General features: G+C 62.9%; 22 protein-coding genes and 1 riboswitch. Of the genes, 10 read left to right on the top strand and 12 right to left on the bottom strand.

Annotated features, from left to right (window positions below; genetic code table 11):
* Positions 1–12 precede the first annotated feature (12 nt).
* Genes ACNPN0_RS18705 through ACNPN0_RS18695 form a run of 3 tightly spaced genes read right to left on the bottom strand, consistent with a single transcriptional unit; the run spans position 13 to position 2,600 of the window.
* On the bottom strand, positions 13–567 hold the full coding sequence (locus ACNPN0_RS18705; protein ID WP_448938967.1) for a flavin reductase family protein: 555 nt from the start codon (positions 565–567) through the stop codon (positions 13–15).
* Complete coding sequence (locus ACNPN0_RS18700; protein WP_448937540.1) at positions 548–1,588, bottom strand: methionine synthase; 1,041 nt, start codon at positions 1,586–1,588, stop codon at positions 548–550. The genes ACNPN0_RS18705 and ACNPN0_RS18700 overlap by 20 nt, the downstream gene beginning before the upstream one ends.
* Positions 1,589–1,607: 19 nt before the next feature.
* Positions 1,608–2,600 carry a DUF1852 domain-containing protein gene (locus ACNPN0_RS18695; RefSeq protein ID WP_448937541.1) on the bottom strand — a complete coding sequence of 331 codons (993 nt, stop codon included), beginning with the start codon at positions 2,598–2,600 and terminating at the stop codon, positions 1,608–1,610.
* Positions 2,601–2,722: 122 nt separating this feature from the next.
* On the opposite strand from ACNPN0_RS18695, the gene ACNPN0_RS18690 reads away from it, so the two are divergent.
* The 5 genes from ACNPN0_RS18690 to ACNPN0_RS18670 all read left to right on the top strand — a co-directional run bounded on the left by ACNPN0_RS18690 (position 2,723) and on the right by ACNPN0_RS18670 (position 9,312).
* Positions 2,723–3,664, top strand: a complete 942-nt coding sequence (locus tag ACNPN0_RS18690) for a LysR family transcriptional regulator (RefSeq protein WP_448937542.1) — start codon at positions 2,723–2,725, stop codon at positions 3,662–3,664.
* Positions 3,665–3,895: 231 nt separating this feature from the next.
* Positions 3,896–3,986, top strand: a riboswitch (SAM riboswitch).
* An 88-nt stretch (positions 3,987–4,074) separates the two neighbouring features.
* Positions 4,075–5,382, top strand: coding sequence for an O-acetylhomoserine aminocarboxypropyltransferase/cysteine synthase family protein (locus ACNPN0_RS18685; protein ID WP_448937543.1), 1,308 nt, complete (start codon positions 4,075–4,077; stop codon positions 5,380–5,382).
* The gene (locus ACNPN0_RS18680; RefSeq protein ID WP_448937544.1) at positions 5,379–6,599 is read left to right on the top strand and encodes a cystathionine gamma-synthase; all 1,221 of its coding nucleotides are present in this window, start codon (positions 5,379–5,381) and stop codon (positions 6,597–6,599) included. The genes ACNPN0_RS18685 and ACNPN0_RS18680 overlap by 4 nt, the downstream gene beginning before the upstream one ends.
* Before the next feature lie 71 nt (positions 6,600–6,670).
* Positions 6,671–7,540, top strand: a complete 870-nt coding sequence (locus tag ACNPN0_RS18675; RefSeq protein ID WP_448937545.1) for an AraC family transcriptional regulator — start codon at positions 6,671–6,673, stop codon at positions 7,538–7,540.
* Positions 7,541–7,602: 62 nt separating this feature from the next.
* Positions 7,603–9,312, top strand: a complete 1,710-nt coding sequence (locus ACNPN0_RS18670) for a DUF222 domain-containing protein (protein WP_448937546.1) — start codon at positions 7,603–7,605, stop codon at positions 9,310–9,312.
* A gap of 64 nt (positions 9,313–9,376) precedes the next feature.
* Here the strand turns inward: ACNPN0_RS18670 and ACNPN0_RS18665 are convergent, their stop codons facing one another.
* Together ACNPN0_RS18665 and purU are read right to left on the bottom strand one after the other, a co-directional pair.
* Positions 9,377–9,895 (bottom strand): gamma carbonic anhydrase family protein, encoded by a 519-nt coding sequence (locus ACNPN0_RS18665; protein ID WP_400291308.1) that lies wholly within the window; start codon positions 9,893–9,895, stop codon positions 9,377–9,379.
* Between the two features lie 37 nt (positions 9,896–9,932).
* Positions 9,933–10,775: a formyltetrahydrofolate deformylase gene (purU, locus tag ACNPN0_RS18660; protein WP_400342512.1), complete on the bottom strand. Its 843-nt coding sequence runs from the start codon at positions 10,773–10,775 to the stop codon at positions 9,933–9,935.
* Positions 10,776–11,101: 326 nt separating this feature from the next.
* Here purU and ACNPN0_RS18655 point away from each other — a divergent pair, with 326 nt between their 5' ends.
* On the top strand, positions 11,102–12,847 hold the full coding sequence (locus tag ACNPN0_RS18655) for a hypothetical protein (protein WP_448937547.1): 1,746 nt from the start codon (positions 11,102–11,104) through the stop codon (positions 12,845–12,847).
* Between the two features lie 9 nt (positions 12,848–12,856).
* On the opposite strand, the gene ACNPN0_RS18650 is transcribed toward ACNPN0_RS18655, so the two are convergent.
* On the bottom strand, positions 12,857–13,891 hold the full coding sequence (locus ACNPN0_RS18650; protein WP_448937548.1) for a flavin-containing monooxygenase: 1,035 nt from the start codon (positions 13,889–13,891) through the stop codon (positions 12,857–12,859).
* Positions 13,892–14,061: 170 nt separating this feature from the next.
* Between ACNPN0_RS18650 and ACNPN0_RS18645 the strand changes: the two genes are divergently transcribed.
* A complete protein-coding gene (locus ACNPN0_RS18645) occupies positions 14,062–14,925 on the top strand; it encodes a bifunctional methylenetetrahydrofolate dehydrogenase/methenyltetrahydrofolate cyclohydrolase (RefSeq protein ID WP_402735668.1) in 864 nt (287 codons plus the stop codon).
* Positions 14,926–14,998: 73 nt separating this feature from the next.
* On the opposite strand, the gene ACNPN0_RS18640 is transcribed toward ACNPN0_RS18645, so the two are convergent.
* From ACNPN0_RS18640 to ACNPN0_RS18625, 4 genes are read right to left on the bottom strand one after another with little or no spacing between them, the layout of a single operon-like run.
* Positions 14,999–16,375 (bottom strand): MFS transporter, encoded by a 1,377-nt coding sequence (locus ACNPN0_RS18640; RefSeq protein WP_402735667.1) that lies wholly within the window; start codon positions 16,373–16,375, stop codon positions 14,999–15,001.
* 16 nt (positions 16,376–16,391) lie between these two features.
* Positions 16,392–17,597, bottom strand: coding sequence for an NAD(P)/FAD-dependent oxidoreductase (locus ACNPN0_RS18635; protein WP_402735666.1), 1,206 nt, complete (start codon positions 17,595–17,597; stop codon positions 16,392–16,394).
* A 2-nt stretch (positions 17,598–17,599) separates the two neighbouring features.
* On the bottom strand, positions 17,600–17,920 hold the full coding sequence (locus ACNPN0_RS18630; protein ID WP_402735665.1) for a 2Fe-2S iron-sulfur cluster-binding protein: 321 nt from the start codon (positions 17,918–17,920) through the stop codon (positions 17,600–17,602).
* Between the two features lie 9 nt (positions 17,921–17,929).
* Positions 17,930–19,174: a cytochrome P450 gene (locus ACNPN0_RS18625; RefSeq protein WP_402735664.1), complete on the bottom strand. Its 1,245-nt coding sequence runs from the start codon at positions 19,172–19,174 to the stop codon at positions 17,930–17,932.
* Positions 19,175–19,273: 99 nt separating this feature from the next.
* Between ACNPN0_RS18625 and ACNPN0_RS18620 the strand changes: the two genes are divergently transcribed.
* Positions 19,274–20,167: a LysR substrate-binding domain-containing protein gene (locus ACNPN0_RS18620; RefSeq protein ID WP_448937550.1), complete on the top strand. Its 894-nt coding sequence runs from the start codon at positions 19,274–19,276 to the stop codon at positions 20,165–20,167.
* Positions 20,168–20,208: 41 nt separating this feature from the next.
* On the opposite strand, the gene ACNPN0_RS18615 is transcribed toward ACNPN0_RS18620, so the two are convergent.
* Positions 20,209–21,594, bottom strand: coding sequence for an MFS transporter (locus tag ACNPN0_RS18615; protein WP_332731617.1), 1,386 nt, complete (start codon positions 21,592–21,594; stop codon positions 20,209–20,211).
* 127 nt (positions 21,595–21,721) lie between these two features.
* Here ACNPN0_RS18615 and ACNPN0_RS18610 point away from each other — a divergent pair, with 127 nt between their 5' ends.
* Positions 21,722–22,621, top strand: a complete 900-nt coding sequence (locus ACNPN0_RS18610) for a LysR family transcriptional regulator (RefSeq protein ID WP_105657412.1) — start codon at positions 21,722–21,724, stop codon at positions 22,619–22,621.
* 32 nt (positions 22,622–22,653) lie between these two features.
* Positions 22,654–23,010: a VOC family protein gene (locus ACNPN0_RS18605; RefSeq protein WP_448937551.1), complete on the top strand. Its 357-nt coding sequence runs from the start codon at positions 22,654–22,656 to the stop codon at positions 23,008–23,010.
* Here ACNPN0_RS18605 and ACNPN0_RS18600 read toward each other — a convergent pair.
* A partial coding sequence (locus ACNPN0_RS18600; RefSeq protein WP_448937552.1) for a helix-turn-helix domain-containing protein occupies positions 22,958–23,290 on the bottom strand: 333 nt, incomplete at its 5' end. The two genes, ACNPN0_RS18605 and ACNPN0_RS18600, sit on opposite strands and share 53 nt — an antisense overlap.

The following is a 23,290-nucleotide window of genomic DNA, read 5'->3' as shown; positions in this document are numbered from 1 at the left end:
GGCCGAACAGCTTCAATTCTTTATTTGGGAGTTTTCATCCAAACGGTGCCAGGTGCGGTTGTGGTAAACCAGTCCGTTGCTGGGTTGGCCGGGTTCGCTATCTCGTTCAATGTGCGACTCAAGAGCGCGCGCGACGAAAACTGTGGAAGTTCCTGCCTGAACCCGTTCGATGACCGCGCAACGTACCCAGGCACGGACGCCATCGAATACCGGTTCCCCGGTGCTCAGCCTTGACCACGTTTGCTTCTGTGCGAAGCGGTCGATCCCACTGGTTGCCCCCAATTTAGCCACCTCGATGTCATGCGCATCAAGGCTGTGAACGTCAAGAGATGTTGCGCGGGTGAGCACTTCGGCCGCCGAGGACAGCGCAGAAATCGAGAAGACGAGCAATGGCGGATCAACGCTGATCGAAGCCACGGACGTTGCCGTGAGGGCAACCGGTCCGTCGCCGGCATTGGCGGTTATCAGGCTGACGCCACCGGGGTGCCCCCGGAAGATCGCTTTGAAGTCTTCCGCGGGCAACGATGGTGTCGCCGATTCTGTCACTTCAGACGCGGGCACCAACAAGCTCCTCGCGCAGGATGCCAGCCCCTGCGCTGAGCGCGCTGAGCTTGGCCAGGGCCACATCGCGGCGGAACGGGGCCATGCCGCAGTTGGTGCTGGCAATCAGCTTGTCGGCATCGACAAATTCGAGCGCGTTGCGCAGGGTCTGCGCCACTTCCTCGGGAGTTTCCACAGTGTCATTGGCCACGTCGATGGCTCCAAGCATCACTCGCTTGCCGCGCACCATTTCGACGACCTCAAGCGGGACATTCGAGTGGTGGGATTCGAGTGAAACGGTATCGATGGAAGAAGCCTGCAACAACGGGAAAGACTTCTCGTAGTGGCGCCACTGTGCGCCCAGAGTGGCTTTCCAGTCATTGTTCGCCTTGATGCCGTAGCCAAAGCAGATGTGGACCACGGTTTCGGCTTTGAGTCCCTCGCAGGCGCGCTCCAAAGCAGCGATGCCCCAGTCGGCCACCTCATCAAAAAAGACGTTGAAGGCAGGCTCGTCGAACTGGATGACATCCACCCCGGCGGCTTCCAGCTCGCGGGCTTCCTGGTTCAGGATGGTCGCGAATTCCCAGGCCAGCTTCTCGCGGCTGCGGTAGTGCGCATCGTACAAGGTGTCGACCATGGTCATCGGGCCAGGCAGGGTCCACTTGATCTGCTTGTCGGTACAGGAGCGCAGGAACTTTGCGTCCTGAACGAAGACCGGCTTTTCGCGCTCTACGGCACCGACGACGGTGGGGACGCTGGCGTCGTAGCGGTTGCGGATGCGCACGGTCTCGCGCTTCTCGAAGTCGACACCGCTCAGGTGCTCGATGAAGGTGGTGACGAAGTGCTGGCGGGACTGCTCGCCATCGGAAATGATGTCGATGCCGCGCTGGGCCTGCTCGAGGACCGCTGCGCGCATGGCGTCCTGTTGGCCCTCGCGCAATTGCGCGTCCTCAAGCTTCCAAGGGGACCAAAGCTTTTCAGGCTCGGCAAGCCAGGAAGGCTTGGGCAGGCTGCCGACAATTGACGTGGGGATATGCGGGGAAGTCATAAAAGAATCTTTCGGAATATCAGGCGACAGGAGTCGGGTAGGAGGAAGACCACTGATCGAGCAGCTCGCGATTCGGAATAATGAAATGCTCTTCGGTGAACTTCCCTTGGATCTTGCCTAGCTGGGTTCGTTCTTCGCGGTCATAAAAAACGCGGGTAGGGGAGAAATCCTCGGCGCCCAGGCTCGGGTGGTACACAGCAGGCGCTGCCGAATTGGCGTTATAGATCTCCGGGCGGTAGATCTTCTGGAATGTCTCCATGGTGCTGATCAGGCTGATCAGCTGCAGATTGGTGTAGTCGTTGAGCAGGTCGCCACGGAAGTAGAACGCCAGCGGTGCCACGGCACCTGGTGGCATGAAGTAGCGCACGCTCAAGCCCATTTTTCCGAAGTAGGCGTCGGTCAATGAATTCTCATCCTGTTGGTATTCCAAACCGAGCACTGGATGGCTGTTGCCGGTGCGGAAATAGGTCTTGGAAGTCGAGACGCTGATGCAGACCACCGGTAGCTGGGCAAAACGCTCACGGTAGGCCTGTGAGTTCAAAAAATGCTGGAAGAGCTGTCCGTGGAGATCACCGAAATCTTCTGGAAGCACCGGAGCTCCGCTGTCACTACACGAAGCTGGAAGCACCACGCTGAAGTCGTAATCTCGGACATAAGAAGAAAAATTATTGCCGACCATGCCCTGGGACCGAGTGCCGGTGAGTTTATCCACGATCGTGGTTTCAAGCACTTCTAAAAGAGGAAATTTCTGGTCGGTATTATCGGCAGAAAAATGCACATTTGCGGAAATGATTTCCAATTCAAGAGAATAGCGGTCGCCCTGGGGATTGTCCCAGTAAGCCAAGGAATTGAACCGGCGGTTAATCATCGTCAGGGCATTGCGCAAGTTCTCTTCGCGGCGCTCTCCGCGTGCCAAATTAGCGAAGTTTGTCGTGATGCGCGAATTTGTCGAAGGGGAGTAATTCTCGTCAAATCTGGTGGTGCTAATGCTGAAATTTAATGCGTCTGCCATGATGGCCAATCTGTATTTGGGAGGCCTGGGCAGGCCGAGGGGAAGTCGATGCGTCAATCATGCAGGGAGATTCTTGATATCGGGTAACTCGATATAACTATGGATTCATATAGACTCTGGCTATGGTACAGGGAACAAATGGATTGACGCTGCAGCAACTTCGCTATTTCGTGGCGGTCGCCTCGGAGGGGTCGATCTCGGCTGCCGCCGACCTCATTTACGTCGCGCAGCCCAGCATGTCCTCAGCGATGAAGGAACTTGAATCACGGGTGGGGCGCACCTTGCTGATGCGCTCGGCCAGGGGAGTGACACTCACCGCCGAAGGCGCAGAATTCCTCGGCTACGCCCGGCAGGTGCTCGAGCAGGTGGAGCTTCTTGAACATCGATATCTCGGCCGACCCTCGGCCCGGCGGCTGCTGGGCGTCTCCACCCAGCATTACTCATTTTCGGTGGATGCTTTTGTTCGGATGGTGCAGGCCAGCGGGGCCGAGGAGTACCAGTTTTCGCTGCGCGAGACCCGCACCGAACAGATCATCGAGGACGTGCGCACGCTGCGCAGCGACATCGGGATCCTGTACCGCAACGACTTCAACCGGAAGGTCATTGACAAGCTGCTGCGCGAATCCCGGCTGGTCTTCCACCCGCTGTTTCTGGCCGATCCGCATATCTTCATCTCGCGCAGCAACCCGCTGTCCACCCGGACCCAGGTCACGCTCGAAGACCTCGAAGACCTGCCACGGCTGACCTTCGACCAGGGCGCGAATAATTCCTTCTACTTCGCCGAAGAGGTGCTCTCCACGCGCTCTAGCCAACGCGAAATCCAGGTCTCGGACCGCGCCACCATCTTCAACCTCATGATCGGCTTGGGCGGGTACACGATCTCCACCGGCATCATCAGCGACGAGCTGGATCCCTCCATCGTGGCCATCCCGCTGGCCATCGAGGAGCGCATCGAAATCGGCTGGATTGACCACGCCGCCATCCCGCTCACCGACCAGGCCCAGCGCTATCTGCAAGAAGTGCGCACCGTGGTCGCCAGCTTCGGGGTAGAAGTGCTCGACTGAGCCGCCAGCAGCGTAACGCCCGGTCATCGAGCAACGGCACTTCGTCACAAACTCCAGGAAAAACCGCGAAACCATGCGGTTTTTCTCAATTCTGCGCGTCATAAAAGGGTTCAGGCCCCCGCGTCATCATGACAAGCGCACGACATATGAAGCAAGGAGGCCTTGTATGAAGCCGGCCGTCCGATAGCGCTTGCACCGCCGAACGCCCATGGCCAACCATGGAGGAACAACAAACCATCAAGAGCGACTAAGAGATCTGGCTCGTTGACGTCGCAGCAACCATCGGGAAACCGAAAGGTGCTAATGCCAGGAACGATGGAGCAGTTCCGAACGCGTTTTTGCGTACTGTGCTTCGTGCCGCCGCACGATGCCAATCGGTGCACTCCCTCGCAGAGAAACGAGGAGGAGCCATGAGCCAGGAAACCGACGCGGTGCACGCAGGGTACCGCCCGAGCGGAGACTTCCGCCCGATGCTGCCGCCGCTGCACAATTCCGCAGCGTACCAATTCGCATCGCATGCCGAAGCGGTCGAGAAGTTCGCGCTGCGCCAGGCCGGCTTCACCTACTCGCGCACCGGCAATCCGACCGTTTCGATTCTCGAGCAGCGCGTAGCCGCCTTGGAAGGCGGGGCCCACGCGGTGGCCACCGCCACCGGGCAGGCCGCCGTGGCCCTGTCCCTGCTGGCCCTGACCCAGGGTCCCAAGCACATTGTGGCCTCTTCCTCGCTCTATGGCGGCACCGTGGATTTGTTCACCGACACCTTCGCGGACTTCGGCATCCGCATCAGCTTTGTCGACCAGGCCGATCCGTCCGCCTGGGCCGCTGCCATTGAGTCGGACACCCGGGCGTTCTTCCTGGAGTCGGTCTCCAACCCGCTGTGCACCGTGGCCGATCTGCCCGCCATCGCGGCCATCGCCCACGAGCACAACATCCCGGTGGTGGTCGATAACACCCTGGCCACCCCGCTGAATATTCGGCCGCTGGATTTGGGTGCGGACATCGTGGTGCACTCGGCTACCAAGGGCCTGGGCGGGCACGGCTCGGTGCTCGGCGGGGTCGTGGTGGACTCGGGGAAATTCGACTTCTCCGATGCCGCCCGCTGGCCGCAGATCGCCGCCCCGCGGGTGCGGCTGAATAACACCTCGCTGCTTGAGCGCCACGGACCGGCCGCCTACGCGATGCTGGTGCGTTCCAAGTTCCTGCACGACCTGGGCCCGACCCTCGCCCCGGCCAGCGCCCAGGGCATCCTGGCCGGAATCGAGACCCTGCCGGTTCGTGCCGCCCACGTGCAGCGCAGCGTCACCACGCTGATCGGCACTCTGGCTTCCCACCCGGGCATCGCGGCCATCCACCACCCGTCCCTGCCCGGCCACCCCAGCCACGAGCTGGCCCGGACGCTCACGCCCAAGGGCACCGGCTGCGTGCTGGCCATCGAGCTGGCCCACCCATCGCTGGTGTCCCCGGTAATCGATGGGCTCAAGCTGATTTCCCTGGCCGCGAATGTGGGGGACACCCGCACCATGGTCTCCCACCCGGCCACCATGACGCACTGCCGGCTCTCGGAGCAGCAGCTGGCCGCCGCGGGCCTGAACACCTCCACCCTGCGCCTTTCGGTCGGGCTGGAAGACCCCGCCGACCTGCTCGCAGATATCACCCAATCGCTGGATCTTGCATTGGCCTCGGCCACCGCCGGCACCAAGGAAGTGAGTTTCGCATGAGCGGCTTCAACACCCTCGCAGTACACGCCGGCCAGCACAAGGATCCACACACCGGTGCGGTGATCCCTCCGATCTACCAGACCAGCACCTTCATCCAGGACGGCATCAACGTGCTGCGTGCCGGGCACGAATACTCGCGCGGCTCCAACCCGACCCGCAACGGGTTCGAATCCCAGCTCACCGCACTGGAAGGCGGCGCCGCCGGCTTCTCCTTCGCTTCGGGCATCGCGGCCGAAGACGCGCTGCTGCGCGCGGTGCTGGCGCCTGGCGATCACATCGTGCTGGGCGCCGACGGCTACGGCGGCACCAACCGGCTGATCTCCAAGCTGCACGGCAAATGGGGGATCAGCTCTTCGGCGGTGGACATCACCAACCTGGATGCGGTGCGCGCTGCGATGCGCCCGAACACCGCGCTGCTCTGGGTGGAAACCCCGTCCAATCCGCTGCTGGGCATCGCCGACCTGGCCGGCTGGGCGGCCATCGCCCGCGAACACGGCGCCCTGCTGGTGGTGGACAACACCTTCGCCACCCCGTACCTGCAGCGGCCGCTGGATTTCGGCGCCCACGCGGTGGTCCATTCCACCACCAAGTACATCGGCGGGCACTCCGACGTGCTCGGTGGCGCTGTCATCGTGGCCGATCACCTGCACCGCGGGCAGAGCCTGGCCGAAGCCGTGGGCTACCAGCAGTTTGCCGGGGGAGCGGTCTCCGGTCCGCAGGATTCCTACCTGGCCGCCCGCGGGCTGAAGACCCTGGGCCTGCGCATGGAACGCCACGGGGCTACCGCCTCCACCCTGGCCCGCTGGCTCGATGACCAGCCCGAGGTCACCGAAGTCTACTACCCGGGGCTGGAACGCCATCCGGGCCACGAGCTGGCCAAGTCCCAGTCCGCGGCCGGCCGCGGCTTTGGCGGGATCCTCTCGTTGCAGCTCTCCGATGAAGCAGCTGCCCGCGCCTTCGCCCAATCCATGGAGTACTTCCAGCTCTCGGTGTCCCTGGGCGGGGTGGAATCCCTGGTCTGCTATCCGCGCGAAATGACCCATGCTTCGCTGATCGGCACCCCGCTGGAAATCCCGGCCAACCTGGTCCGCCTCTCGGTGGGCATCGAGGAGGCCGACGACCTGATGGCCGACCTGGAACGCGGCCTGGCCGCGGCCCGCGCAGCGTCCAAACCGGTCGTCGCCCGGGTATGTGAAAAGACTCTGGAAAACGCCTGATCGCATCGAACCGCGATTATCGGGCGGCGTGCCCCTACCCTGAAGAATAGTAGTTGGGGAAGGGTGGAATCATGATCGGAATTCTCAATCGGCTCATCGAGCAAATCGAGGCTCAGCTACGCGCCGAGATCAACCTCGCTGACCTGCTGCGCACCGAAGGCAGCACCGAATACCATGCGCGGCGGATGTTCTCCTCGCTGTCCGGCATGCCGGTCTCCGAGTACATCCGCCGGCGCCGCATGACCCAGGCCGCCGCGGATCTGCTTGCCGGTCAGGACCTGCTGAGCATCGCGATCCGTTACGGCTATGGTTCGGCCGAAGCATTCGGCCGGGCCTTCCGAGCGTTGCATGGCGCGTCCGTGGCCGATGTCCGCGAGAATGGTGGCCCCCTTCGAAGCCAACCAATCATCAGGTTCAGCCTGACCGTCGAAGGGAATCGTCCCATGGATGCACGAATAGTTGATCGAGAAGAATTCCAGCTCATTGGATACGGCACGCAGGTACCGCTGATTCACAACGGTGCCAACCCGCACATCCAGGCCCACATCGCCTCCATCCCGATAGCCGAGCACGCTCGGCTCAAGGAGCTGTCTTCCGCGCAACCTGCCGGTTTGCTGCAGGTCAGCGACCAGGTAGACCCTGACTACCGCGAAGGCACCGAGCTGACCTACCTGCACGGTGTCGCCGTACCCGGTGGCATCCAGGTGCCGAAGGGCCTGGACGCGATCCAGATTCCTGCTGGCCAGTGGGCGGTCTTCAGCGCTTCGGGACCCTACCCGTCAGCGTTGCAGGACCTCTACGCCGCCACCGCTACCGCGTGGTTCCCGTCCAATCCGTGGCGCTTGCGCGTGGGGCCGTCCATTGTCGCCGTGCTCGATCGGGCCCCGGACTTCAGCACCGCGACCTGCGAGCTCTGGCTGCCGGTTGAAGCCGGCAACTAGACTTGTCCACAGCCCGTACACGCATGCCCTGCAGATCCATTTCTGCGGGGCATGGTGTACCCATGAGCAGAGAAATCGCGCAAGCGCTGAAGGACCTGGCCGACGCCAACGCGTTGGCCGCTTCAGCGACCCATGTCCTGGCCCAAGGCGGCCTCACCGCCGGCCAGGCCGCCTATTTTTCGATGCTCGCTGAAGACACGTCCCAATCTCTCGCCCGGACCCAGGTCCACGCGGCAGCTGCCCTGCGGCGTACCGGCGCCCACAAGCTCGACCAGGAATCCTTCCAGGCCATCTCCGATCTCGGGGCCCACCCCACCGTCGAGCAAATCGAAGCCGCCGAAGGACGTACCACGACAGCGCGTACGCATTTCAAGGATGCCAAAGGACTGATGACCGGCTGGCTGGATATCCCGCGCAGCACCGCCGCCGCCCGCCTGGTGCAGGCCGACTGCCTGCTTGGCGGCACGGACGAGGCAGGACAACCGACTGATCCGTGGCTGCCGGAGCTTGCTACGCAGTTCGACGACCCGAGCATTGATCCGCGGCTGGTGGCCTCGGCGGCAATGAAGCTGCATTCGCTCCGCAAGGATCTGGGCGAAGGCAAAGCCGCAGAGGCGAAGAAGCAGCAGCTCCAGGCAGAATCCGCAGCCTTCCTGCGTTCAGAGCCCAAGTCAGCGCGCAAGCACATCAACGACATGGTCTCGCAGATCAAAGCGGGCCAGCGCCCGCTCAAGGCTCTGCTCGACGGAATCGGAATCTTCAAGCGCGGTATGCGCAAAGGGCTGGTTGAATACATCATTCGTGTTCTCCCATCGCATGCCGCATACATCGAGGCCTACTTCGCCAATCTGGATAATCCTTCCACCGTTGCCGGCAACCGCGAGGGCTTGAAAGACGTCGATGCCCAGTTCACCGGTGAGGAAACCAGCGGCTGGGACGATGAAGAAAGCAAACCCGACTGGGCAAAAGACGGACCGGGTGGCGACGCTACGGAGGACATTGGAGATCTCGACTCGGAAGACGAGAATCTCCACTGCGGAAATGATGAGCTCCAGCCAGAAGCTGCTTCCGCCGAAGCGAAGCCGGCCAACGCTGAATGGGAAGACCTGAAACCCGAGCGAAGACGGCTCGTTGGTTTCATGGCTTTGCTGATGAGCGAACGGAAACCCAGCGGAGGCCCGCCGGAACAGCAATCAGGACTTGCCAGCGCGCAGGTGAGCGTCATCTTGGATTGGGATAAATTGCAGCATCGAACCGAGGATTTCGCTGTGACTTCCTCGGGGATTCTGCTATCCCCGGGGGAAACCAGGACCGCACTGTGCAATGCCGGGATTCTCCCGGTGGTGCTGAACGGCAAGAGCCTGCCCTTGGATCTCGGACGAACGCAGCGGCTATTCACCAAGGCCCAAGTCCGGGCCCTGCGGGCAGCCTATCGAGGTTGTTCGTATCCCGGGTGCAGCATGCCGGCGCAGAGGTGCGAGGCGGATCATCTGGATCCGTGGGAGAAGGGCGGGCGCACTGATATCAAGTCTGCGGTGTTGAATTGCTTGATTCACCATACGGCCAGGCATTGCGGGTTGTTCCAGGCGGTGAAGATCCCTGGGAGCCGGCCGATGGTGCTGTTGCCGCCGGAGTTGGATCCGGAACAGAAATTGCGGATCAACACCTATTTCATGACGCCGACCGAAGCCTTGGACGCCGAAGCGTTGGCGGAGGAGACCACAGTGAGGTGGCGTGCGGGATTGATGGAAGTAGAACTTGCCGAGCCATGAGCAGCGCGCACAATGCTTAAAGCAAAAGCTCCTGGAAGCGTGTGCTTCCAGGAGCTTGCAAACTCTAGGCGTTGGCTTCCAGATGCTTGGCTGCCAGCACGAGATAGTGATCAGCGTTGGTCTTCAACCCGGCGACTTCTTCATCGCTCAGTTCGCGGCGGACCTTGGCAGGAACTCCGGCAACCAGTGAACGCGGCGGAACCTGGGTGCCTTCCAACACCAGTGCACCTGCAGCAACCAGCGACTGCTCGCCAATCACCGCGCCATTCATGATGGTCGCGCTCATGCCCACAAGGCAGCCGTCACCTACGGTGGCGCCGTGCACCACAGCCGAGTGGCCCACTGAGATGCCCGCACCAAGGGTGCAAGGAAAACCTTCATCGGCGTGAAGCACGACGTTGTCCTGCAAGTTGGTGCCTTCACCCACGCGAATCGGTGCAGAGTCCCCGCGCACCGATACCCCGTAGAAAGCGCTGGAACGATCGGCCAAGGCCACGTCCCCGCTCAACACTGCGGTGGGTGCGACAAAAACGTTCTCGCCGACCTGTGGGGTCGACCCGTCAATAGTAATCATGTGGCTCATGCCACCCACTCTAATTGTCGCGGGGGCACGGTGCGAGTTACGAGAACACGATGGTGCGCTGGCCGTCGAGCATCACCCGGTGCTCGGCATGCCACTGCACGGCGCGGGTCAGCGTCCGGCCTTCCACGCTGCGGCCCAGCTCAACGAGCTGCTCGGCGGTGCGAGTGTGCGAGACGTGGGTGACTTCCTGGTCGATGATCGGACCTTCGTCGAGGTCCGCGGTGACGTAGTGCGCGGTGGCACCGATCAGCTTCACGCCTCGGGCGTAGGCCTGGTGGTACGGCTTGGCGCCCTTGAATGAGGGCAGGAAGGAGTGGTGGATGTTGATGACCCGGCCTTCCATGCGCTCGCAGAGCGAATCCGAAAGGATCTGCATGTAGCGGGCAAGCACCACCAGCTCGATGTTGTAATCTTCGGCGAGCTTGAGCAGCTCAGCCTCGGCCTGCGACTTGTTCTCCTTGGTCACCGGCAGGTGCACGAAGTCCACCCCGTAGAAGTCGGCCATCGGCTTGAGATCCAGGTGGTTGGAGACGATCACCGGCACATCGATGGGCAAGGTGCCAGCACGCTGGGCGAACAGCAGGTCGTTGAGCGCATGCCCGGCCTTGGAACACATGATCATGGTGCGGGTGCGCTTGGCGCCATCGTCCACACGGAGGGACATGTGGAAATCGTCGCGGATGGGCGCGAGCCCCGCGCGGATCTGTTCCAGGGACTGCTCGGTGGCTACCTCGATGCGCATGAAGAAGGTGCCGGTTTCGGGCGAGAGGAACTGCTGGGACTCGGTGATATTGCAACCGGCACCCAGTAGACCCCCGGAAATGGCATGGACGATGCCGGGACGGTCGATGCAAGATAGGGTGACGATGAAATTGTTCATGCATTGAGATTAACCGGCTGGCGCGCTGCATGCACATTCGTCTCGGTGGAGTTACACAGTTAGGCGTCGAAGCTACTGGATCATCAGCAGGTTTCCGCACTCAGCCGAGGTGCTTTATGCGTCTTCAAAAAACACCGTGCGAACTAATGATCAATACCTGGCCGCGCTATGACATGATGTCTATAAATTTGGCATTTTCACGCTTGGGGAAACACATGAGGCTGCTGCATCGTTTTACTTCGGTTATAGGCGCCACCGCCTTGGTATTCGCCGGGCTCGTGCCCCCAGCCCACGGTGCTATCAGCCCTGCAGACTGCTTCGAGTACATGGATGAGACCGCTAGTGTCGTCGTGGGTTTGTCCTGCAAGAACGTGGCATCGTTGCAGGAACTGCCGATGACGCGCGATATCCAGTGGATCGGCGTCGACACCCAGAAGGAGCAGGCGCTCGGTGGGCTGGAAGTCCTGGCCGCCAACCCCCAGTTGCAATCGGTGCGGATCAATAAGGCTCCACAGGAAATCATCGCGGAACTAGCCAAGCTGCCAGTGCTGGAGTCACTGTCATTGACATTCCCCAAGGGGCAGCAGGTGCAGCTGGCTGGGCTGGGACAGTTGTCTGACCTGAAGGAACTTGAAGTGCTCGGCACGAGTTCGACGGATTATCGCTGGGCCAAGGATCTGTCTGATCTCGAAGTACTGGATCTGGCTAGCTACACCAAGCCGCTCATCGAACTGAAGATCGGTGCCAGCACGGAAATTGAACCGGTGATCACGGTGGATGGCAGTGTGCTCAAGCCGTGGGAATACACCCGCGAACGAATCCTAGGCCAGATCAGCCCCACCGGATTCACCGCGAACAAAGCTGGATTCGCGGGTGTGGCGGCTGAACTCACCGACTTCGAGGCGGTGATCCCGGGACAGGAGAATCTGAAGTCTGTCAGCTACGCAGCCAGCTGGCACATTGGCGTGCGCGATACTGCCCAGCTCGGCCGAATTTCACTGAACAGGAACCCGTCGCTGGCGGGCCATGACGCGGCGGTCGTGGGAGATGCCCTGCTGGCACCGACAACCAATTACCCATACACGGCCCTGCAGTGGACCCGCAACGGGGCACCGATTCCCGGTGCCGTGGGAGAGAGCTACCAGCTGGTGCGCGAAGACTCCAAGAAAGTCATCGCGCTGAACTATGAGACGAAAGCAGTTCGTCAAAACGGCGAAGTATGGGTCCCCTCGGCGCAGGGGACGATGAAGTACGGAGCGCCGATTGCCGCGACAGTCGCCTCGATCGCCAAGCCGACGATCAGCGGCAGCAAGATCGTGGGACAGAAGCTCACCGCTTCCCTCGACGCCGCATACTTCCCGGAGTTCACACGCCATTATCAGTGGCTAGTCGACGGTTTCGAGATTCCGCGGGCTACCGCGAAAACCTATACCCCACCTCAGTCCTATGCCAACCGCAAGATCGCCGTGCGGGCAACTCTGCACGCGGCGGACGGAGAATCGGTATGGCTGCCGGCCAGCTCGGCAGTCAAGGTCGTCAAGGGTACGATCACGGTTGCCAAGCCAAAGGTCTCTGGAACCTCAAAAGTCGGTTCCAAACTCACCGCCAAGGCCGCCACACCGGCTCCCTCCGCCCAGTCCACTAAGTACCAGTGGCTGCGCAGCGGCCAGAAGATCAAAGGTGCCACGGCAAAGACCTACGCGCTCAAACCCGCAGATCTGAACCAACGGATCTCAGTCTCGGTGACCTATGCCAAGGCCAACTACACTACCAAGACCGTGACCAGCACTGCGACCGGGAAGATCGCAGCCGCCAAGCTCAAGGTCCTGAAGAAGCCGGTGATCACCGGCAAGAAATCCACCGGCAAGACCTTGAAAGCCACGGCAGGCAGCTACAACACTAAAAACGTGAAGATCTCCTACCAATGGACGCGCTCCGGAAAGATCATCCCCAAGGCCACCAAGCCGAACTACAAGGTCGTCAAAGCCGATGCCCGGAAGACCTTGGGCGTGTGGGTGACGGCCTCGAAACCCGGCTACACCACCGTGCTAACCAAGGTGAGCAAGAAGTAACTGGGCACGCTATACCGCAACCGCGGACAGGAACTTGCTGGCTGCCAGCGCCGCCTTCCTCCCTGCCCGGGTAGCGCCCAAAGTCGAGGCCGACGCGCCATAGCCGACGAAGAACAGCCCGGGCACCGCCACGGCGGCCACCCCATCCTCCATCAGGATGCCGCCTTGAGCCGTGTGCAGTTTCAGATCGCGCAAATGCCGGTGGGCATGCCGGAAGCCGGTTGCCCACAGGATCGCATCGATCTTTTCGCGTGACCCGTCGGAGAAGACGACGGCGTCGGATTCCAACCGGTCGATCTTCCCCCGCGAAACCAGCGCCCCGGAGGCGATCCCGGCACGCATCTTCTCGGTGAGCAGCAACCCGGTGGTGCCCACCACCGACTTCGGCGGCAGCCCCGCACTGGTGCGCTCGTTGACCTGGCGCTCCACTTCCTGGCCCCATTCGGCACCGGTGGGAACATCGCGCCAGTCCGGTGCGCTGCGCGTGGACCACAGGGTATCCACGCCGGCAGCGCGCAACTGCACGATGAACTGGGTGGCACTGGCGCCGGCCCCGACCACCAAAACGCGCTGCCCAGCGAATTGCTGCGGGGAGACGAAGCCATTCGTGTGCACCTGCGGACCATCGAAATGCCCGGGGTAGACCGGCCAGAACGGATTGGACCAGGTGCCGGTGGCGTTGATGATGGTGCGCGCCCGGTAATCCGCATCGGCGTGCACCACGAAGTGCTCGCCGTCTTGCTGCACCGAGGTCGCCGGTGCGCCGTGGCGTACCGGCAACGCGAAGCGCTGTTCGTATTCCGCATAGTATTCGGACACCACCTGCGAGGCCGGTCGGGTGGAATCCTGCACCTCGAGCGGGAAATCGGGCAAGGGGTGGATGTGATGCGCGTCGCCCAGCGTGAGGGTATCCCAGCGGTGCTGCCAGGCCCCGCCGGGTGCAGGGTTCGCGTCGAGCACCAGGAAGTCGATGCCGCGCTTGGCCAGATGGTATGCGGCGGCAAGCCCGGCTTGCCCTGCGCCGATCACGATTGTCGAGTACACGCTTAAGGTAACCCTGCGCACTTCAAAGTCATTCCCGAAGCCATTTTCGCTACACTGGAACGCGTGACTGGCGTTAGGTGGGTAACCACCAGGGAGCTAATCGTGCGAGCCGCGCGCCTGGGTTTGCACACCACCCGCCTTGGGAACAGGGCACCTACGGAAGGAACAGCGTGAGCGCACGCATTCTCGACGGCAAGGCCACCGCGGCCGCCATCAAGCAGGAACTGGCCGAACGCGTTGCCAAGCTCAAGGCTGCCGGGCACACCACCGGACTGGGCACCATCCTGGTTGGCAACGACCCGGGCTCGGCCTGGTATGTCGGTGGCAAGCACAAGGACTGCGCCGAAGTGGGCATCGAGTCGATCCGCGTGGACCTGCCCGAGGAAACCACCCAGGACGAGCTGCTGGCCAAGGTGCGCGAGCTGAACGAGAACCCGGACTGCACCGGCTACATCGTGCAGCTGCCGCTGCCCAAGCACATCGATACGGACGTGATCCTCGAAGCCATGGATCCGGCCAAGGATGCCGACGGCCTGCACCCGATGAACCTGGGCCGCCTGGTCGCCAACGTCAACCGCCCGATGGCCTCCCCGCTGCCATGCACCCCGCTGGGCTGCGTGGAACTGCTGGCCCGCCACGATATCGACCTGAACGGCAAGCACGTGCTGGTCCTGGGACGCGGCGTGACCATCGGCCGCCCGGTCGGCCTGCTGCTGACCCGCCGCGACGTGAACGCGACCGTCACCCTTGCCCACACCGGCACCACCAATCTTCCTGAACTACTCGCCCAGGCCGATGTCATCATCGCCGCCGCTGGCGTGCCGCACATCATCAAGGCCGACGCCATCAAGGAAGGCGCGATCGTGCTGGACGTGGGCGTTTCCCGCGTGGATGGCAAGGTCACCGGCGACGTTGATCCGGCTGCCGCCGAGGTCGCGTCGTGGATCTCGCCGAACCCGGGCGGCGTGGGTCCGATGACCCGCGCGATGCTGCTGAACAACGTGGTCGAGGCCGCCGAGCGCAACGCCCGATAACGCGAAAGCTCCCAAGGGCCGGTTCCATGCGGAACCGGCCCTTGGCCTATGTGCTGGCGATTGCGCAAGGGGTCTAGGCGACCGGCTGCCTATCCTCGAGAGGAACGCGTCGGTCGAAGACCAATGCCCCGACTTCCTGCTCGGCCTGATTGGTGATGGACAGGTTAATCCCGGCTCGATCCCGCACCAGGCTGACGGCAATCAGCGAAACCGCCGTGATGCCGATCAGATAGAGCGCTACGGCGTCCGTTGACCCGGTGGCCTGCACCAGCGCGGTGGCAATCATCGGGGCGAAAGCACCGCCAAGAATTGCACCGAGCGCGTAGGAGATCGAGACTCCGGAGAATCGCACCGAGGCTGGGAACAGCTCGGAGTACAGCGCCGCCTGCGGACCGTAGGACAGACCCAAACCTACTGCGAACAACGCAAAGCCAAGGTACAGCATCGGTAGGCTGGCGGAGTTCACCATCCAGAACAACGGGAAGATGCACAGCAGCTGGCTGGTGAAGCCAATCTGGTACGTGCGTTTGCGACCGATCTTATCGGCCATGATCCCCGAGAGCAGGGTGAAGAGGAACCACATGACGGCACCGAAGGAGACCGCCAACAGTACCTCGGTGCGGCTGAACCCAACCGGTCCTTCAGGATTCGTCATGTAGGCCTGTAGGAATCCGCCGGTAGTCATATATCCAGCGGCGTTGTTTCCCGCGAAGATCAGCGCCGCGATGAGCACCAATGCCCAATGCTTCTTGAACAGCAGCAGTACCGGCACTTTGGTTTGGGCCTTCTTGTCTGCGATTTCCTGGAAAATCGGGGATTCATCCACGGCACGACGGATGAAGAAGCCGACAACCACGAGTACCACCGAGAGCAGGAACGGCACGCGCCAGCCCCAAGCCACGAAGGCTTCACCGGGGGAGATGACGCCGGTCATCAGCGCGGTGACCGCCGAAGCGAGCAACATGCCCAGTGGCACACCCAGCTGCGGATACGAACCTGCGCGCGCTCGACGGTCAGCTGGGGCGTGCTCCACTGCCATCAGCACGGCGCCGCCCCATTCGCCACCGGCGGAGATGCCTTGCAGGATGCGAAGGACTAGCAGCAGGATCGGTGCCAGAATTCCAGCGGTTTCAAAGTTGGGCAGTAAACCGATCAAGGTGGTGGATGCCCCCATGAGGGTGAGCGTGAGCACCAACATGGCGCGCCGGCCAATCTTGTCGCCGAAATGCCCGGCGAGAAATGCGCCAAGCGGGCGGAATAGGAAGGATATGCCCACCGATGCGAAGGCTAGCAACAGCCCGATCTGCTCGCCTGCAGGTTCGAAGAACAGGTGCGCGAAGACCAGCCCGGCGGCCGTGGCGTAGATGAAAAAGTCATACCATTCGATGGTGGTGCCGATGATCGTGGCCATGGCCACTCGGCGTTGGTTGGTGCTAGGAGCGGAGCTCATAATCAGATCCTTGCGGTTATCTGGCAGGAGCCAGGGTGAGAAGTTCCTTGAGCGTGTTGCGCTCGAGCATTTCTGCCGTGATCGGCATGCCGGAGGCCAATAGTTTGCGTGCCGCCTGATGATCGGCGGGCCGGTTGACGGATTCGACCGCGACCAGCAGACCCTCGCGCAACAGGGCGAGGGAGAATTTCCCGGTGCTCGGCTCTCCAAGCACCAGCTGGGTGTCCTGCGGTGCCCCGAGCCCGGCGATCTGGACCTTGATCTTGTTCTGCGTGCTCCAAAACCAGGGAACCTGCCCGTATTCGGTGGGTATATCGGTGAGTGTGCGGGCTAAGGTGCGGGCCTGGTCGGTGGCGTTCTGCACGGATTCCAGTCGGCACCTGCCCGTTGTGGACGGGTAGTTGGCGCAGTCGCCCAGAGCGTAGACCCCGGCGTGGCTGGTCTGCAAGGTGGCATCCACGACGATGCCATCCTGGATGCGCAGGCCAGCGCCGGCCGCCAGCTCGGTGTTCGGAAGCACCCCGATGCCATAAAGCACCAAGTCTGCATCGAGTATTCGACCCCGCGTCGAGTGGACTTGGAGTGCTCCGGCGACGTTCTCGATCCGCGCCACGCCCTCTTCGTTGTGCACGTCGACGCCGTGGGCACGATGCTCGGCCGCCAGCCAATCGGCGGTGGTGGAACTTAACGCCCGGTTCAACGGGCGGGGGCCGGTAGACAATACGCTGATACCGATGCCTTGTGCGGCTGCCACCGCCGCGAACTCCATCCCGATGAAGCCGGCACCGATGACTACCGCACGCTGCGCGTTCTTCAGCTTTTCCCGCACGGCTTTGGCATCGGCAAGGGTGCGCAAGGGGTACACCGCGTCCAATTCAGCGCCTGGGCAGGGCAGGTCGCGGTTCCGGGCACCGGTGGCGAAGACCAATTTCGTGTAGTCCAGCAGCTTCCCGTTCGATAGGGTCACGGTGCGCGCGGCGGTATCTACCGCGACGGCGGTCATCGAATGCACCGTGATCGCCTGCCGAACGTAAAACTCGGGCGCGCGTAGCGGGAGTACGGCATCGCAGCTGACCAGGTCCTTGGACAACGGCGGGCGCTGGTAGGGCAAGGTGCCTTCGTCGTCGATGAGGTCGATCGCGCCGGCAAACTGCTGCTCGCGCAGCGAGTCGGCCAGCTGGACTCCGGCGTGGCCGGCGCCGATGATGATGATGCGCTCCATGCTCACACCTGATCGCTGGGAATGCTCACGTGCAGGCTTTGGCCGGCACCCACCGAGATCTGGCAACCGAGCCGGCTGAATTCGGAGCGCGGTGCGGTGGTGCAGTCCAGCATTTCTTCCTCGTCGTCGGCTATTGCAGGCAGCTGGGCTGCATCGGCCGGGTCGACGTAGACGTGGCAGGTGGCGCACATGGCTTGGCCGCCGCATTCGCCGACTATCCCCGGGACGCCCCGGGTGACCGCGGCACGCATGACGTTGGTGCTTTCGGCGAGCTCGACCTCGGTGGCAGTGCCGTCGGGTTGGGTAAAGATGATGGTAGGCATAATTCCTTCTTAGAAAAGTACTGGCATTTTGGTCATGCCGCGGAAAACCCAGCCGGCATCGGTGCTGGCCTGCTCGGGGTCAAGACGCAGCTGCGGCAGCTGGTCGATCACCGCGGGCAGAGCGACCTGGGCCACCTGGGCGCGGGCGATCCAGGTGCCGGCGCAGAAGTGGACCCCGCCGCCAAAGGCCAAATGCGGCTTCTTCTCGCGGAAGATGTTGAAGCTTTCGGGATCCTCGAATATCTGCGGGTCGCGATTGGCTGCGCCGAGCACCACCCCAAGCCGGGCGCCGGCGGGCAATTCGATCCCCTCGAGCACCACCGCCTGGGTCGTCTCCCTCGGGTACATGCCGATCGGGGCGATCCAGCGCACCGACTCCTCGAAGGCCTTGGCGTGAAGCGCCGGGTCTTTGCGCACCGCGGCCAGCTGCTCTGGGTGGTTCAGCAGCGCCCAGACGGTGTTGGCCAGCACGTCGCGTGGTTCATTGAGCCCGCCGCCGATGGTCATCTTCAGGTTGGCGCGGATCGCTTCTAGCGGGATTGGCATGGTGGCCAGGTTGGAGAGCAGCGAGTGGTCAGGGTTGGCGGCGAGGTACGGGATCATTTCGTCGATGGCGGCGTCCACCTCGGCCGAGGACTGCGCTGCCTTGGCCCAGATCTGCGGGTCGTCGGCATAGTTGCCGGTGCCATCGATCATGGTTTGGCTCCAGCGCTGCATATCCTGCTGGGTGGCATTGTGGAATCCGCAAATCAGGCGTAGGTTCTCCGCGGTGTAGGGAGCCGCATAGTCCCAGACGAAGTCGGCGCCGGGGCCCGCCTCCCGCAGGTTTGCCAGCCAGGTGGCGTGGTTTTCTTCGAAAATGCCCATCCAGTGCTTCTTGATGGTGCCCGGACGCAGGGTCGCTCCATAGGCATCGCGGTCCACCTGGTGTTCCGGGTTGTCCTTGCGCAGCATCGAGTGGCCCATGGAGCGTTTCATCAGCGAGTTGCGCTCGTTTGCGGAGAAACGCGCCTCATCCTGTTCGATCTCATGCGCGGCGGCGTAGGAGGTCACCATGTAGCGGTTGACCGCCGGAACCCAGTGCACCGGTGCCTCCTCCCGTAGGCGCTGGTAGATCGGGAACGGGTCCTGGTGCAGGTCTTCGATGCGTACCCAGTCGGCGACCGGGGCGGGGTGGCCGGGGGTGCTGGCTGGGGCAGCCGCAGGGGCTGGGGTGGCAGTGGCCCCGCTGAAGGGGCAGGTTGCGGTATTCATTCGTTCTCCTCGGAGTTGCTTCTCACTTCAGTGTGAGGCGTGTCATAACCTCGGGTAAAGTGGTTATTATCGATGAGTATCCGCGGTTTTAGTGAGGTGATGATGAGATATACGTTGCGCCAAATCGAATGCCTGCGCGCCGTGGGGCAATATGGTTCCATCGCCGCCGCAGCGCAGGCACTGATGCTGTCGGCTTCGGCTGTAAGCGGTGCACTTAACGAGCTCGACCGCGCATTCAATACCCAACTGACCGTCCGTCGCAAAGCGCATGGCGTGAGCCTGACCGCATCCGGTGAATATGTGCTAACAGAGGGGCGCAATCTCTTGCAGCTGGCCGAAGACCTGGACGCGATGGCCGCCGAGGCCGGGGCGGTGCTGCGCGGACGGGTGCGCATTGGGTGCTACCAGTCGCTGGCGCCGACGGTCCTAGTTGAATTGCTCGACGAGTACCTCAAGCGCTACCCGCAGGTGCAGGTGGATTTCTTCGCCGGCACCCAAGAGCAGATTCACCGGAAATTGCAGGCCGGGGAGCTGGATTTGGCGGTGGTGTATGACTTCGGCATGCCCGATGGGCTCAATCAGCGCGTGCTGCAGATCTCCGAACCGGTCGTGGTCCTGCCGCCAGCGCATCCGTTGGCGCAGCAGCCCAAGATCGCTTTGGCACAACTGGTTTCCGAGCCGATGATCCTTCTTGATGTGCAACCCAGCCGCGAGCATACGAATATGCTCTTCGCGGCCGCCGGGTTGACCCCGTGGATCCGGTACCGGACTACCGATTTTGAAGCCACCCGTTCGATGGTTGCGCGCAATATGGGTTACGCGATCCTGATCCAGCGTCCGCAGGGAGATCGCTCCTATGAGGGCAAAGAGCTGGCCGTGCGCGGCATTCATCCGGTGGTCAGCAAGGTCCGGGTATGTCTGGTGAGTCCCGAGGCGCTGCGACCATCGCGTGCGGTGGCCGCCATGCATGAATTAGCTGTAGCGCTGCACTAAAAATGGCCCGTTCCAAAAGGAACGGGCCATTTGCATGGAGATTAGGCGTCCTGGGTGGACTTCACTGCTTCAGCGCGGCGCTTGTCGAAGACCAGCGCGCCCACTTCCTGCTCCGCCTGGTTGCGGAAGGACAGGTCGATTCCTGCCCGGTCGCGGATCAGCGAGACCGCGGTGAACGAGATTGCAACGACGATCAGCAGGTAGATGGCCACCGCGGTGGTGCCGCCGGTCGCCTGCACCAGCGCCTGGGCGATGGTCGGTGCGAACGCGCCGCCGACGATCGCGCCGATCGCGTAGGAGATCGAGACGCCGGAGAAGCGTACCGAGGCCGGGAACAGCTCCGAGTAGAGCGCCGCCTGCGGGCCGTAGGTCAGCCCCAGTCCGATGGAGAACAGGCCGAAGGCCAGGTAGAGCAGGCCCAGCGAGCCGGAGTTGACCAGTGCGAAGACCGGGAAGAGCGAAGCTGCCAGAATAATGAAGCCGATCTGGTAGGTGCGCTTGCGCCCGATCTTGTCGGCCAGCAGGCCAGCGACCAGGGTCATGACCAGCCATACGGCGGCGCCGAAGGCCACGGCGACCAGCACGTCGGTGCGCTCCAGCCCGACCGGGCCATCAGGGTTGGTGGTGTAGGCCTGGAAGAAGCCGCCGGTGGTCATGTAGCCTGCGGCGTTGTTGCCGGCGAAGACCAGCGCGGCAATGAGCACCAGTGGCCAGTGCTTCTTGAACAGCACCAGGATCGGCACAGCGGTCTGAGCCTTGTTCTCGCTGATTTCCTCGAAGACCGGGGACTCGTCCACCGAGCGGCGCACGAAGTAGCCGACGGCGATCAGGATAATCGACACCAGGAACGGAACGCGCCAGCCCCATTCGAGGAACGCATCGCCGGGGGAGATCACCCCGGTCATCAGCGCCATGGTGCCCGAGGCCAGCAGCATGCCCAGCGGCACGCCCACCTGCGGGTAGGAGCCTGCGCGGCCGCGGTGTCCGTCGGAGGCGTGCTCGACGGCCATCAGCACTGCGCCGCCCCATTCGCCGCCAGCGGAGATGCCCTGCAGGATGCGCAGCAGCAGCAGCATGATCGGCGCCCAGATGCCTGCGGTCTCGTAGGTCGGCAGCACGCCGATCAGCGTGGTGGCTGCACCCATCAGCGCCAGGGTCAGGACCAGCATCGCACGGCGGCCGATCTTGTCGCCGAAGTGCCCGGCCAGGAATGCGCCCAGCGGGCGGAAGAGGAAGGACAGGCCGACCGAGGCGAAGGAGATCAGCAGCGCGATCTCCTGGCCTGCTGGTTCGAAGAACAGCTGGCTGAAGACCAGGCCCGCTGCGGTGGCGTAGATGAAGAAGTCGTACCACTCCACGGTGGTTCCGATGACCGTCGCGAAAGCTACGCGGCGCTGGTTGGCCTTGGCGGCCTTGGGTTGTGTCATAGTGCTTCCCTTGCGAGTGGTACCGAGGCGTCAATCACTGGCACCTGAGTTTTGGGTCACTCCAGTGTGGCACCAAGCACAAGTAAGGTAAACTTCAAATATCTGCAAAACTTCTGAAGGTTGGCTTATGTATTCGATGCGCCATCTGGAAATCATGGCTGAACTTCCCGCACACAGCACGCTCGGTTCGGCGGCCAGTGAATTGAGAATCTCGGAATCGGCCTTGTCGCAGGCAATTACCGCCATCGAGAAGCATGCCGGGGAGACCTTGTGCCTGCGCCGCAAGGCCCACGGGATCCGGCTCACCGCTTCGGGTCAGCACTTCGCCGCCATGGCCCGGAAGATCCTCTCCGATGTCGGCGAATTGCGTGCAACATTCCCGCAAACCGAAGGAGCGCTGCGCGGGCCGGTGCGCTTCGGCTGCTTCGCTTCGCTCTCTCCGCACCTGATTCCGGCCACGCTGGAAGGGTTCGACCACCCCGAGGTGCAGCTCGATGTGCGCGTAGGCACCCACGAGGACTTGCTGCCGGCCCTGCGAGAGGGCGAGATCGATGTCGCTTTCGTCTACGACCTGCAGCTGCCCGCGGACATGGACAAGCAGAGGATCTACCAGACCGAGATGCAGGTCGTGCTGCATCCCGAGCACCGGCTGGCCAACCTCGCCCGGCCGCTGGAATTGGCCGACCTGGTCGACGAATCGCTGATCATCTACGAGTCCGACCCGAGCACCGAACACCAGCAGCAGCTCTTCGCCTCCCAGGGCCTGCAGCCCAGGATCGCCGCCTCGGTCCCGCAGATGATCCTGGTCTCCGCGATGGTGGGCCGCGGCCTGGGCTACGGGCTGCTCATGCGCCGCCCGAACAATGCCGAGGTCTCCATCGAGGGCCGCCCGCTGGCCTTCCGCGAGCTCAAGGCCCCCAACTACCCGAACGCGGTCGTGGCGATCACGCCCAAGGGGGTCCAGATCCCGGCCCGCGTCCAGGCGCTGATCGACCACTGCACCTGCGCGATGGCTGAGTCCTGGTAGACGCGAACACCTGGTGCGCGCATAATGGCCACATGATTGGCACGTGGCAGGCCATGGTCATCGACTGCGAGGACCCCGATGCACTGGCCGGATTCTATGAACAGCTCCTCGGGATGGTGCGCATCGACAACGAGCCCGACTGGGTTTCCATTGGCGATGCCCCGGATCACCCTGCGCTCGCCTTCCAAGCGGTCAGCCCGTACGTGGCCCCGCAATGGCCCGGGCATGTGCACCCGCAGCAGGCGCATATCGACGTGAAAGTCGCCGACCTGGACCTGGCCGAAGAACAGGTGCTGCACCTCGGTGCGCGCCCGACCGGCGAAGGGTCCAAGACCTTCAGGGTCTATCTGGACCCGCAGGACCACCCGTTCTGCCTGGTGAGCTGGTAGCCGCGTAGGCGATCTTCGCCGCCTGCAGCCGGGTCGAGACCCCGAGCTTGGCCAGCACCTGGGAGACATGCGTCTTCACGGTGCTCTGCCCGATGCCCAGCCGCTGCGCCAATTGCGGGTTGCTCAGCCCTTCGGCCAACCCGTCGAGCACCTCGCGTTCCCTGCCTGTCAAGCCATCGGGCAGCTTCGCGGTGCCGGGTTCCGGCGCCAGCGCCCGGGCCAGGATCCGCGAGGTCACCTGCGGATCCAGCACGGATTCGCCGCGGGCCGCGGCCCGCCC

It is taken from the genome of Glutamicibacter sp. AGC84 (assembly GCF_053543575.1).
This window is presented reverse-complemented; position numbering and strand designations above follow the sequence as displayed.